Origin of the sequence: Citrobacter sp. XY323 (assembly GCF_025106035.1) — a bacterium.
GTDB lineage: Bacteria > Pseudomonadota > Gammaproteobacteria > Enterobacterales > Enterobacteriaceae > Citrobacter > Citrobacter braakii.
This window is the reverse complement of the sequence record NZ_JANYUK010000001.1, coordinates 384803-396897: the sequence shown is the minus strand read 5'-3', so window position 1 is coordinate 396897 and position 12095 is coordinate 384803. Positions and strand designations below refer to the sequence as shown.

12 protein-coding genes are annotated in these 12095 nt (G+C 53.1%); 9 read left to right on the top strand and 3 right to left on the bottom strand.

Features of this window, described 5'->3' with window-relative positions:
• Genes N0B36_RS01820 through N0B36_RS01810 form a run of 3 tightly spaced genes read left to right on the top strand, consistent with a single transcriptional unit; the run spans position 1 to position 3225 of the window.
• The gene (locus N0B36_RS01820) at positions 1–609 is read left to right on the top strand and encodes a DUF2291 family protein (RefSeq protein WP_016152185.1); all 609 of its coding nucleotides are present in this window, start codon (positions 1–3) and stop codon (positions 607–609) included.
• A complete protein-coding gene (locus N0B36_RS01815; protein WP_259685809.1) occupies positions 609–2135 on the top strand; it encodes a sugar ABC transporter ATP-binding protein in 1527 nt (508 codons plus the stop codon). Before N0B36_RS01820 ends, N0B36_RS01815 begins: the two co-directional genes overlap by 1 nt.
• A gap of 1 nt (position 2136) precedes the next feature.
• Positions 2137–3225 (top strand): ABC transporter permease, encoded by a 1089-nt coding sequence (locus N0B36_RS01810; protein WP_016152183.1) that lies wholly within the window; start codon positions 2137–2139, stop codon positions 3223–3225.
• 82 nt (positions 3226–3307) lie between these two features.
• Here the strand turns inward: N0B36_RS01810 and N0B36_RS01805 are convergent, their stop codons facing one another.
• Positions 3308–4258, bottom strand: coding sequence for a sugar-binding transcriptional regulator (locus N0B36_RS01805; protein WP_047358065.1), 951 nt, complete (start codon positions 4256–4258; stop codon positions 3308–3310).
• Between the two features lie 316 nt (positions 4259–4574).
• Between N0B36_RS01805 and N0B36_RS01800 the strand changes: the two genes are divergently transcribed.
• Genes N0B36_RS01800 through N0B36_RS01785 form a run of 4 tightly spaced genes read left to right on the top strand, consistent with a single transcriptional unit; the run spans position 4575 to position 9342 of the window.
• Positions 4575–5405, top strand: a complete 831-nt coding sequence (locus N0B36_RS01800) for a transketolase (RefSeq protein ID WP_016152181.1) — start codon at positions 4575–4577, stop codon at positions 5403–5405.
• Entirely contained in the window at positions 5398–6345 is a 948-nt protein-coding gene (locus N0B36_RS01795; RefSeq protein ID WP_016152180.1) for a transketolase family protein, read from the top strand. The genes N0B36_RS01800 and N0B36_RS01795 overlap by 8 nt, the downstream gene beginning before the upstream one ends.
• A gap of 37 nt (positions 6346–6382) precedes the next feature.
• Positions 6383–7801: an L-fucose/L-arabinose isomerase family protein gene (locus tag N0B36_RS01790; protein WP_016152179.1), complete on the top strand. Its 1419-nt coding sequence runs from the start codon at positions 6383–6385 to the stop codon at positions 7799–7801.
• A 32-nt stretch (positions 7802–7833) separates the two neighbouring features.
• Positions 7834–9342: an FGGY family carbohydrate kinase gene (locus tag N0B36_RS01785; RefSeq protein ID WP_259685807.1), complete on the top strand. Its 1509-nt coding sequence runs from the start codon at positions 7834–7836 to the stop codon at positions 9340–9342.
• 75 nt (positions 9343–9417) lie between these two features.
• Here N0B36_RS01785 and N0B36_RS01780 read toward each other — a convergent pair whose 3' ends face one another.
• Complete coding sequence (locus tag N0B36_RS01780; RefSeq protein ID WP_259685805.1) at positions 9418–10122, bottom strand: GNAT family N-acetyltransferase; 705 nt, start codon at positions 10120–10122, stop codon at positions 9418–9420.
• Positions 10123–10291: 169 nt separating this feature from the next.
• On the opposite strand from N0B36_RS01780, the gene N0B36_RS01775 reads away from it, so the two are divergent.
• Positions 10292–11410, top strand: a complete 1119-nt coding sequence (locus tag N0B36_RS01775) for a YbdK family carboxylate-amine ligase (protein ID WP_137367285.1) — start codon at positions 10292–10294, stop codon at positions 11408–11410.
• Positions 11411–11476: 66 nt separating this feature from the next.
• The gene (locus N0B36_RS01770; RefSeq protein WP_016152175.1) at positions 11477–11725 is read left to right on the top strand and encodes a DUF1158 domain-containing protein; all 249 of its coding nucleotides are present in this window, start codon (positions 11477–11479) and stop codon (positions 11723–11725) included.
• A 21-nt stretch (positions 11726–11746) separates the two neighbouring features.
• Here N0B36_RS01770 and N0B36_RS01765 read toward each other — a convergent pair whose 3' ends face one another.
• A complete protein-coding gene (locus N0B36_RS01765; RefSeq protein WP_003021996.1) occupies positions 11747–12088 on the bottom strand; it encodes a RamA family antibiotic efflux transcriptional regulator in 342 nt (113 codons plus the stop codon).
• Positions 12089–12095: the final 7 nt, after the last annotated feature.

Sequence of the window (12095 nt, the reverse complement as noted above, 5' to 3'; positions counted from 1 at the left end):
ATGTCGTTAACACAATGGGGTGCCGCGCTGGTTGGATGCGCCACCCTGTTGCTGACGGCCTGTACGGTAGTTGACCTCGACGAAAACGGCAAACCAATTATCCCGGCCGATCCTCAGGCCAAAGCCAGTTTCGACAACCAGACTCCCGATCAGATCGCGCAACAAACCTGGCAATCCCGCGTCCTGGAAGCGGCACAGCAACATGTTCTGGATGCTTCAGCGCTGACCACTCGCCTGAAGGCCCCCTCACCCGCTCCCGAAAGCGTGTTTGTACGCCTGACCAGCCAGATTGATAGCGTCGACACCACCAATGGGCGAGAGCACACCATCGTGGTGAGGGTCAATGATATGCCCGTCACGATTCAGATTGGCCCGGTAATGCGTGGCAATGCTATTCGCGATGCCAGTGGTTTCAAGTTTGAAGATTTTACTAACCAGGTTCAGTTTGCCCAACTGTCACGGGCTTATAACCGTGAAGCGGCGAAACAGTTACCCGCCGTAGACACTAGCTGGCAAGGGAAAACTGCCACGGTGCTGTTCGCCGTGACGTTGAATGCTGGAAAAGCGGAAAACGCAGCAGCACTGACGCTGGAACAGGAGGCTCACTAATGCGCAATACCTCAGCTGATGACATCATCCTGCGCACGCATGCCATTTCAATGCTGTTTCCCGGCACAATTGCGCTGGACAGCGTCGATTATCAGGTCTGGCGTGGCAAGGTGAATGTGATTATTGGTGAGAATGGTGCGGGGAAATCGACGTTGATGAAGATCCTCGCTGGCGTTCAGCAACCCAGTAGCGGTGAGATGTCGCTCAATGGAAATCCCGTGCGCTTTGCCAGCACCCGGGATGCTGCGGCACATGGAATTGGTATGGTGCATCAGGAGCTAAACCTGTTTGAGAACCTCTCCGTCGCGGAAAACATTTTCCTCGGTCGGGAGATTCAAAAAGGCATGGCCCCCATTAATGAGGCCGAGCAAGAGAAACGCACCGCGGAATTATTAACCCGGCTCGATCAGCCGATATCACCGCGCGACCTGGTTGGCAATCTCAAAGTAGGGCAGCAACAGCTGGTCGAAATCGCCAAAGCACTGGCTGAAGATGCAGATATCCTGATTCTTGATGAACCCACCTCAGCGCTCAGTAAAACTGAAGTCGAGATTCTGTTTCGCGTGATCCGTGAACTTACTCGCCAGGGCGTGTCGATAATCTATATCTCCCATCGTCTCGAAGAATTGATGGCAATTGGCGATGTGATCACTATTTTACGTGATGGTAAATTTCAAGCCGAAGCCAAGGTTAGCGACATCGATGTCCCGTGGATTGTGTGCGAGATGTTGGGCAGTGATCCGGTAAGCAACTTTCTCGAACCCGGCCGCACGTTTGGAGCTCCGGTTCTGGAAGCTGAACATATCACCTGCGTGAATACCGCTGGCAGCGCAGTCGTCAATGACGTCACCTTTAACGTTCACGCCGGTGAAATTGTCGGTATCTATGGACTTATGGGGGCTGGGCGAACCGAATTGTTCGAGTGCTTGTTAGGTACTGAGCGCAACTACCTCGGAAAACTGTGGCTCGACAGCAAACCGGTCCCGCAGCGCTTAACCACCGCCGATCGCATCCGTATGGGAATGAGTCTGGTGCCGGAGGATCGCAAGCGCACGGGGATTTTCCCCATTTCATCCGTCGCCACCAATCTGACTATTGCCAGCCTTTGGCGGCGTCTGCAACGTGGCTTTGCCATTGCCCGCAAAGATGAAGAGGCCGTGGTCGCCAGCACAATTGGCAATCTGTCGATAAAAGTCTCCTCGCCAGAGGTTGAAATTCAGGCGCTGAGCGGAGGGAACCAGCAAAAAGTGGTGATTGGTCGCTCTCTGCTCACCAATCCCAAAATTCTATTTCTTGACGAACCCACACGCGGCATCGATGTCGGGGCGAAAGCCGATGTGTTCCGCATGATGGTCCAGCTTTCCCAGCAAGGTATTGCTGTGGTCTTTTCCACCTCAGATTTAAAAGAAATTATGGCGGTTTCTGACCGCATTCTGGTGATGTCCGGCGGCAAGCTAACTGCCGATATCGCCCGCGATCGTGCCGAAGAATCGGCGCTGGTAACCGCAAGTGCTCAGGGGTTCTGATATGAAAACACTACAATCTGCCGCCATCGCGCCTCGCTCCACAGTCGCCTTCTCTCGGGAAAATATCCTGCTACTAATCCTAAAACTGCGCACTTTTATTGCACTGTTTTTAATCGTCGGGTTCTTTGCCTTCACCGTACCGGGATTTCTCTCTGGCGGCAGCATGGTCATTATGATCAAGCATATCGCCATTAACGCCTTTCTGGCGCTGGGGATCACGTTTGTCATTATTACCGCCGGGATTGATCTCTCAATTGGCGCTACGCTTGGGCTGTGCGGCATGGTCGCGGGATGGCTAATCACTAAAGGCATTGTATTGCCAATGTTCGGCATCGCAATTTTCCCCAGCGTCTGGGTGATTGTGCCTGTCGTCTTGTTGATTGGTGGGCTGATTGGCGCGGCGAATGGTTGGATCATCACCCACTATAACGTCGCACCGTTTATTTGTACGCTCGGAACCATGTACGTTTTGCGCGGGGCGGCGATGCTGACCTCCGATGGGCAAACCTTTCCTGGGCTTTCCGGCAATCCGCAGCTCGGCAATACCGGTTTTGATGAGATTGGTGCCGGTACACTGTTTGGGATTCCGTGGGCCATCTGGATGATGATTGTGCTGGCACTGGTCATTGCTTACGTCGCTCGTCGTCTACCCTTTGGTCGCCACGTTTACGCCATCGGGGATAACGAGCGCGCTGCTGAGCTGTCAGGGGTAAAAGTAAAACAGGTGAAAATCTGGGTGTATACCCTATCCGGACTGTGTGCCGCGATTGCTGGAATTGTGGTCTCGGCACAGCTTTCCGCCAGCCATCCGGCCAACGGTACGGCATTTGAGATGAACGCCATTGCCGCAGTGGTTCTCGGCGGTACGTCACTGGCCGGTGGACGGGGCACGATTTTAGGCACGCTGATTGGCGCTTTCGTTATCGGTTTTCTGGCCGATGGTCTGGTGATGATGGGCGTCAGCGAGTTCTGGCAAATGGTGATTAAAGGTATCGTGATTATCGTCGCGGTCATCATCGACCAGATGCAAAACCGGATGCAGCAAAAAGCCGCGGTGGTAGCACAAAAGGCGGCGATGGAAAGTCAGTAATCCCCTCTGAAAAGTCTGATATGTACAACCAGACAGCTCCAGGGGCCTCCTGGGGCTGTCAATTGTTTAACTCACCGTGACATCACCCTTTCACCAGACTGCGGGCTGTCGGGTAGTCGGTGATCAATACGTCAATATAATTCCCCTGCAATGCCCCGCGTATCGCATTCTGTTTTTCCACACCACCAGCCAAAGCAATCACGTGGTTACACTCCCGGATCTGCGAAAGCTCCATTCCGATGACCGGGTCTTCCTCATGGCTGAGTACCGGGTTACCTGCTGCATCGTAATAATGCAGACAGATATCGCCTACTGCGCCGCGCTCGGCGAGCAGTCGCAACATTTCTTCGTTGTAGTAGTTGCCTGAGTTTTTCAGCAATTGAGAAGGCTCCAGTTCGCCAATACCGACAATTGCCACATCCACTTCAGCAAACTTTTCAACCACCGCGGCAACGTCAGGGCTGTTAACCAACCGTGTACGCTCTTCAACCGAATGCTCAATACTTTGTGAAGGCAGAAGCCAGGCCGGACAGCCAAGGTGCGCTGCCAACTGTTGCGTAAGAATCGTGGCCTGCACGTTACCATTCGGCCCTACGCCGCCCAGCAGTTGGATCACCCCCGCCGCACGGATATTTTGCGGGTGCATCTCATCGACCATACAGCGAATGGTGCTACTCCAGGAGGAAATTCCAACCAGGTCCTCGGCTCGCAAGCGGGTTTCAACGTAATGCGCCGCCGCACTGCCAATTGCATGCTTAATTTGCGTATTGCTGGGGTTGTCACCGACATCCACGACAATCGCCTGACGAATACCAAACTGCTCTTCAATGGCTTTTTCCAGCGCCACAAAGATATTGGTCGGCTGTACGACGGTGATTTTCACCAGGCCTTCTTTCTGACAACGCGTTAAAGCACGGGAGACAAAGGACTGCGACAAATGCAGCAGCGTGGCGATTTCAGACTGTTTTTTATTTTCGGCGTAGTAAAGCGTGGCAATCTTAACCAGCAACCGCTGTTCATCCTGCTTTGACATGGCATTCCCCCTGATAAACTGCCTGTTATTTTTATTCATACCTGAATAGATAACAAGTCATCAGTACCTTTCCAGTTATCACGTTAGTGTGATCCTTTTCTCTTTTCTCCAAAATTTGGTGGCACAAGCCGTAGACAAACCGCCAGACAAGGCATATCTTTAATAGTGAATAATAAATCAGTAGTGAATATTTATTCTAACCAATAACGACTGACTGTTTTATCTGCAGATTACGTAGTGGGTAGAGAGACAGTTGCACTACTGCACTCACATGGAATATTTATTCATTCAAGATTAAACATTCAAGAGGTGTCTTATGAATCCGTTTTCGCTCTCAATACCAGAGCTAGAAAAGAAAGCACGTGCCGTGCGTCGCCGCATTATCGTGTTGAATGCTGAAAGCCCGGCTGGCGGGCACACTGGCGCAGACCTGTCGCAGGTTGAACTGCTGACAGCACTCTATTTTCGCATCCTGAATTGCTCCCCGGAGATTAAAGAGAGCGACGAGCGCGATATCTACATCCAGTCAAAAGGTCACGCTGTGGGCGGTTACTACTGTGTCTTGGCAGAAGCCGGTTTTATTCCTGTGGACTGGCTGGCGACCTATCAACACGCTGATTCGCATCTGCCGGGGCATCCGGTAAAACATAAAACGCCAGGAATTGAATTGAATACCGGAGCTCTTGGTCACGGTCTGCCGGTTGCAGTAGGGATTGCGCTGGCGGCTAAACGCAGCAACAGCAAACGCCGGGTGTTTGTCGTCACCGGTGATGGTGAACTGGCCGAAGGCAGCAACTGGGAAGCGGCACTGGTCGCTGCCCACTATAAACTGGATAACCTGATTATCATCAACGACAAAAATAACCTCCAGCTTGCCGGCTCAACCAAAGAGATCATGAACACCGATCCGCTGGATGAAAAATGGCGAGCCTTCGGTATGCAAGTCACAGAGTGTCGCGGGAACGATATGAGCGATGTGGTGCGCACGCTGGAAGGATTAACCCCTGAAGGCAAGCCATATGTCGTCATTGCACACACCACCAAAGGAGCCGGGATCTCTTTTATCCAGGGCCGCCCGGAATGGCACCACCGCGTGCCAAAAGGAGAAGAAGTTGAACTGGCGCTGGAGGAACTGAAAGATGCGTAATAGCGAACACCTCGCCACCGTCATGGTGAACACGTTAATTGCCGCGGTCAAACGTGGAATGGATGTTGTGCCAGTGGTGGCTGACTCAACATCAACAGCCAAAATCGCCCCATTTATGAAGGAATTTCCCGGTCGTCTGGTCAACGTGGGTATTGCCGAACAGACGTTGGTCGGTGCTGCTGCCGGACTGGCGCTGGGCGGTAAAATCGCCGTCACCTGTAACGCTGCGCCCTTCTTGATTTCTCGGGCCAATGAGCAAATTAAAGTCGATATTTGCTACAACAATACCAACGTGAAGTTGATTGGCCTGAACGCAGGGGCCAGCTACGGACCGCTCGCCAGTACGCACCACAGCATTGATGATATTTCCGTGCTACGCGGTTTTGGCAATATTGAGATTTACGCCCCGTCCTGTCCGGTGGAATGCCGACAGATTCTCGACTACGCCTTAAGCCACATAGGTCCGGTTTATATTCGCCTGGATGGCAAAGCCTTACCCGAATTACACGATGAAAACTACCAGTTCGCGCCGGGTAATATCGATATTTTGCGCAAAGGAAAAGATGTCGCACTGGTGGCAATGGGCTCAACTGTGCATGAAATTGTCGAGGCTGCCACAGTGCTGGAACAGGCGGGTATTGACGCCAGCGTAATCAGTGTACCGTCAATTCGTCCCTGCAATACCCAACAGTTACTGGCGGCTTTAACCCACTGCAAGGCAGTGGTTAGCGTGGAAGAACATAACATTAATGGCGGCGTGGGAAGTCTGGTGGCTGAAGTGCTGGCAGAAGCTGGCTGTGCCATTCCACTGCGTAGATTGGGGATTGCCGATGGCCAATATGCAATCGCAGCCGATCGTGCAGCAACGCGCGCGCACCATGAAATTGACGCGGCGGGTGTCGTGAAAAACGCCACCGCACTGTTGCTGGCAACACGATAAAACAATAACAACAACAGAACACTTACTGGAGAAAGCGATGTCACGAATTCCTCATCAGTTGACCATGGCGGTGATTATTGGCAATCGGGGATTTTTCCCGAGCTATCTGGTTGCTGAAGCCCGCGAACAAGCCAGCGTGCTCTTTGAGCGGCTGGGCATTAACACCATTATGCTCAACGATACGCAGACAGAACTCGGCGGTGTTGAAACCCGTCAGGATGCGAAAGTTTGTGCTGAACTTTTCCGCGCTCACCGCGACAAGATTCACGGTGTGGTGGTACTACTGCCGAACTTTGGCGATGAAAAAGCGATAGCGGAAACGCTGCGACTTTCCGGTTTAGATGTCCCGGTTCTGATCCAGGCGCAGGAAGACAACCTGGATAAAATGGGGCTTGCCACTCGCCGTGACAGCTTCTGCGGCAAGATCTCCCTGTGCAATAACATGCGCCAGTACGGTATACCGTTTACGCTAACCACCCAGCATGTCTGCGACCTGTCAGGCGAGGTGTTTGCACAAGACCTGAAACGTTTCGAACAAATCTGTCGCGTGGTCGCCAGCATGCGCGGAGTTCGCGTCGGCGCTATCGGCGCACGTCCAGCTGGGTTTAACACCGTCCGCTACAGCGAAAAATTGCTCGAAAGACTGGGTATTGCCGTCGAAACACTGGATCTGTCTGAAGTCTTTACCCGCATCAAACGACTGCGCGACGACGATATCCGGGTGGATGAAAAACGCCGCCTGTTGATGGATAACGCCGACGCCAGCGCCATTCCAGCAGACAAACTGGTCACCATGGCAAAACTGTTTGTCGTTATCAGCGAATGGGTCATCGCTAATGATATTGATACAACTGCCATCCAGTGCTGGACCTCGCTGCAGGAAAATTTAGGCATCAACGTGTGCTCAATCATGAGCGTGATGTCCGGGCAGTTAATGCCCAGTGCCTGCGAAGTGGATGTGATGGGCGCGTTGTCAATGTATGCCCTCGCCAGCAGCAACTTAAGTCCAGCATCCATTGCCGACTGGAATAATAATTTCGGCGACGATCGTGATAAATGCGTTCTTTTTCACTGCGGTAATTTCGCATCAGCCAGTCTGGACAGCCCGAAGATGGGGACGGCGGATATCATCGGTACCACCGTCGGTAAAGAGAACACCTGCGGTGCAGTTCATGGTCGTATGAAAAGCGGTGCCTTGACCTACTTCCGCCTGAGTACCGACGATTTAACCGGCGAAATCAAAGCCTACGTCGGCGAAGGGCTATCGGTTGACGATCCGCTGGACACTGTCGGCTGCCGAGCGGTAATCCAGGTGCCTCATCTGGAGAACCTACTGGCCTGGATTTGTCGTAATGGCTTTGAGCATCACGTGGCAATGAACCATTCCGCCAGCGCAGAGGTGCTGCATGAAGCTTTCACCCGCTATCTCGGGGTGGATACCTTTTTCCATCGCTAATACTCAGGGAAACCGAAGGGCTGGAGAAAACAATGTCAGCACAAAAAGACATTATTATTGCGCTTGATGAAGGCACCACCAATGCCAAAGCCGTAGCGCTGGATGGTCAGGGAAACGTGGTCGCGAAGTTCTCACGCGCGCTGGCGATCCACACGCCCCGTGAAGGCTGGGTTGAACAGTCAGGTGATGCACTTCTGGACGCATCGCTGGATGTTGTGGCACAAGCCATTGCCTGCGTCGGCGCACAACGCGTCGCAGCGCTGGCGATCAGCAATCAACGTGAAACGGCGATAGGCTGGTATCGTGCCAGCGGTCGCCCTCTCGGCCCTGCTATCACCTGGCAATGTTCGCGTACGGCCGATTTTTGCCGTGCATTACGTGAACAGGGGCACGAGGCGTACATAAAATCCATCACCGGATTACCCGTTGCCCCACTCTTTTCCGCCTCTAAAATGCGCTGGCTGCTGGAGTCAGTTCCCAACGGTATGACGCTCGCACAGCAAGGGGAAATATGTCTCGGGACCATCGATAGCTGGTTACTGTGGAACTTAACGCACGGCGAGGAATTTCGTTGCGACATCTCCAACGCTTCACGCACGCAGTTGCTCAATCTCAACAGCGGACAATGGGATAACGAGATGTTGGCTCTATTCGGTATTCCGCAGCAGGCGTTACCCGAAGTTTGCCCTTCCAGCCACCATTTTGGCGTAACAAAAGGTCTGGAGAGGATACCTGATGGAATCCCTATTCTGGCGATGATTGGCGACTCTCATGCTGCGCTTTTTGCCCATGGGCTGGGTATGGAAGGCTGCGTCAAAGCGACCTATGGCACCGGATCTTCCATTATGGCACCCGTATTCTCGGCGCAGTCCGAGGTGAGCGCGCTGGCAACGACCATAGCCTGGCATGACGGTGACACCCTGGTCTACGGACTGGAAGGTAATATTCCGCATACGGGAGATGCCGTCGCATGGATGGCCGATAGCACAGGTCTTAGCGAATTACCGGAAGAGCAACTGCTTCATGAGCTCAATACGCTGCCCGCCACGGTTGACTCCACGCTGGGCGTCTATTTTGTTCCGGCCCTTACCGGGCTGGGCGCGCCCTGGTGGGATGAAGATGCCCGGGGGTTGATTCACGGTCTCAGCCGCGGAGTGAAACGCGCACATCTGGTACGTGCGGCACTGGAGTCGATTACCTATCAGATTGCCGATGTTGTTTTAGCGATGCGCCAGCACAACGGTTTTCGACTCAGCGCGTTAATGGTTGATGGCGGGCCAACAAAAAATGACTGGCTAATGCAGTATCAAGCCGATTTATTGGGCTGTCCGGTGATGCGCAGCGATATCCCTGAACTTTCCGCTATCGGTGCCGGATTGCTGGCACGCAAGAAGCTGCAGGGTGCATCTACCAGCCAGTTGCGAGATTATCTGCCCGATCACGTATCGTTCCAGCCAAACATGGCGCGCCATGGGAGATTGCAAAAACGCTGGCATGAATGGCAAGGAGCCGTCGAACGCACCCGTTGGCAAACCCGTTAATAAATCAACGCTAATGATAAATGCGCCCGCACCCATAACTGACTGTGGGCGCACTGCTAATTCTTCAAAAGCGAGCTACTGCGGCTGACACGCCGCCAGAGATCGGCGTTGCTGCCCTTTTTCATCGAAGTTGTCGGCAGCCAGCCAGCGCTGCAAAACAGCGTCGCACTGGGGCCATTCGCTATCAATCATCGATAACCAGTCGCTGTCGCGATTACGCCCCTTGCGCACAATCTTCTGGCGAAAACGTCCTTCGAAGATAAACCCAAGGCGCTCCGCCGCCCGACGGGAAGCCGTGTTCAGAGAGTCACATTTCCACTCCACGCGACGATAGCCCAACGCAAACGCCTGGCGCAGCAACAGCCAGATGCTTTCGGTGCCGAGTACCGTATTTTTCATGCGCGGTGACCAGGTCACATGACCAATTTCAACCGAACCATGCTCCCGTTCGATCGCCATAAAGCACACCAGTCCCACCGCACGACCGGAACGCTGTTCAATGACAGCAAAGGGAACCAGAGATGCATCCGTAGATTTGCCCTCTACCCAGCAAGCTGTGGCCTCAACGCTCGTGGGGCGAGAACTTGCAAGCCAGGTCCAGTCGCGATCGTCTGGCGCCTGCGCGTAAGCATCAAACAGATCGGCGGCATGGCTGTCGGCATCCAGGGGAACCAGTCGACAATATTGCCCTGCAAGTTCTTCCCGCGGCAGTACGGCTGCACCATTCCAGTCAGGCACAATATCGCCGACGGTCTGTCCATAAAGATTAATTTCCGGCACGATTCAACCCCTGTTGCGAAGTAAAAAATAGTTATAACACCGGCCATTTCGCCTTCAAAGCATCGCGGGGGGATTTCTGACATCGAACAGAAAATCAGCGGCCCTTCTATATGCAGCTTGCAAGATGACGCGTCTATACTGATTAAAAATCAACGCTGAAGAGAACACTATGTCCCTACCCGATTTTCATGTTTCTGACCCTTTTACGTTAGGCATTGAACTGGAAATGCAGGTGGTCAATCCTCCGGGCTACGACCTGAGCCAGGACTCTTCCCGACTGATTGACGCCGTAAAGCCGCAGCTCACCGCCGGAGAAGTAAAGCACGATATCACTGAAAGTATGCTGGAGATGGCGACCGGGGTTTGTCGCAATATCGACCAGGCGAGTGCTGAATTATCCGCCATGCAGCAGATAATCTCGCGGGTTGCTGCCGAGCATCACCTCGCCATCTGTGGCGGCGGTACGCATCCGTTTCAAAAATGGCAACGTCAGGAAGTCTGCGATGACGAACGCTATCGGCGCAACCTGGAAAATTTTGGCTATCTTATTCAGCAGGCGACGGTATTCGGCCAACATGTGCATATCGGCTGCGCAAACGGCGATGATGCTATTTACCTCCTGCACGGCCTGTCGCGATTTGTTCCCCATTTTATTGCGCTCTCTGCCGCCTCACCTTATATGCAAACGTCCGACACGCGGTTTGCCTGCGCGCGGCTGAATATTTTCTCTGGATTTCCCGATAATGGCCCGATGCCGTGGGTGAATAACTGGCAGGAATTTGAGGGGTTATTTCGTCGACTGGCTTACACCAGCATGATTGATAGCATTAAAGATTTACACTGGGATATCCGCCCCAGCCCGCACTTTGGTACGGTAGAGGTTCGCGTCATGGACACTCCGCTAACCCTTGAACACGCAGTCAATATGGCGGGACTTATTCAGGCTACCGCCCACTGGTTGCTCACTAAACGGCCATTCAAGCACCAGGAGCGTGATTACCTGCTGTATAAATTTAACCGTTTCCAGGCCTGCCGCTTTGGCATGGCGGGAATCATCACCGACGTCAATACTGGCGATGGGCACCGCCTGTCAGATGACACGCTACGGCTACTGGAGAATGTCGCCGCCTCTGCGGACAAAGTGGGCGCGACCAGCGCGATTAAATCCTTACGTCTGCAGGTTAAAAATGGTCATGATGAAGCGCAGAGCATGCGTGATTTTGTCGCCGATGGCGGATCACTAAGCGGTCTGGTGAAAAAACATTGTGAGATTTGGGCCGGGCTGTAAGCGTGGCGTTTGCGTTGCCCACAGAGATCCCGGACAATGGCTTTTTAACTCAAGTTTAACAATGCCATGAAACACCCGCTTGAATCACTGATGACCGCCGCAGGGATCCTGCTGCTGGCTTTTTTGTCTTGCCTGCTGCTGCCCGCCCCCTCACTGGGCATTGTGCTGGCGCAAAAACTCGTCGCCACCTTTCATCTAATGGATCTCAACCAATTTTATACTTTGCTGTTTTGTCTGTGGTTTTTACTGCTGGGGGTGATTGAATATTTTGTACTGCGTTTTATCTGGCGGCGCTGGTTCTCGCTGGCGGATTAGACCCGCGAGAACCCTTTGCCGTTAATGCGTTCGGCTATGATTTTCTTTGCGATACGCGCCCGGCGGCTGGCTGAACGTACGGGTGAAAATTCGCGTAAAGGTCTGCTGCGAATCGAATCCGTATTTCAAACAGATGTCATACACTTTCTGGTCGGTATCGCGTAGATCGCGCGCCGCCAGTAGCAGCTTACGCTCGCGGATGTAGCGCCCGAGGCTTTCACCTTTGTACTGCATAAAAAGACGCTGCAGGTGCCATTTGGAATATCCCGCATGGCGTGCAATATCATCAATGCGCAATGGCTGATTCAAATTATCATCAATCCATTCAACAATCGTATCAATGACCTGAGCAGAAATCGTCATCATGCTC

Bases quoted from the DNA above. Each gene is read 5' to 3' on its own strand.
- N0B36_RS01820 (WP_016152185.1), top strand. From the start codon at position 1: ATGTCGTTAACACAATGGGGTGCCGCGCTGGTTGGATGCGCCACCCTG.
- N0B36_RS01815 (WP_259685809.1), top strand. From the start codon at position 609: ATGCGCAATACCTCAGCTGATGACATCATCCTGCGCACGCATGCCATT.
- N0B36_RS01810 (WP_016152183.1), top strand. From the start codon at position 2,137: ATGAAAACACTACAATCTGCCGCCATCGCGCCTCGCTCCACAGTCGCC.
- N0B36_RS01805 (WP_047358065.1), bottom strand. From the start codon at position 4,258: ATGTCAAAGCAGGATGAACAGCGGTTGCTGGTTAAGATTGCCACGCTT.
- N0B36_RS01800 (WP_016152181.1), top strand. From the start codon at position 4,575: ATGAATCCGTTTTCGCTCTCAATACCAGAGCTAGAAAAGAAAGCACGT.
- N0B36_RS01795 (WP_016152180.1), top strand. From the start codon at position 5,398: ATGCGTAATAGCGAACACCTCGCCACCGTCATGGTGAACACGTTAATT.
- N0B36_RS01790 (WP_016152179.1), top strand. From the start codon at position 6,383: ATGTCACGAATTCCTCATCAGTTGACCATGGCGGTGATTATTGGCAAT.
- N0B36_RS01785 (WP_259685807.1), top strand. From the start codon at position 7,834: ATGTCAGCACAAAAAGACATTATTATTGCGCTTGATGAAGGCACCACC.
- N0B36_RS01775 (WP_137367285.1), top strand. From the start codon at position 10,292: ATGTCCCTACCCGATTTTCATGTTTCTGACCCTTTTACGTTAGGCATT.
- N0B36_RS01770 (WP_016152175.1), top strand. From the start codon at position 11,477: ATGAAACACCCGCTTGAATCACTGATGACCGCCGCAGGGATCCTGCTG.
- N0B36_RS01765 (WP_003021996.1), bottom strand. From the start codon at position 12,088: ATGACGATTTCTGCTCAGGTCATTGATACGATTGTTGAATGGATTGAT.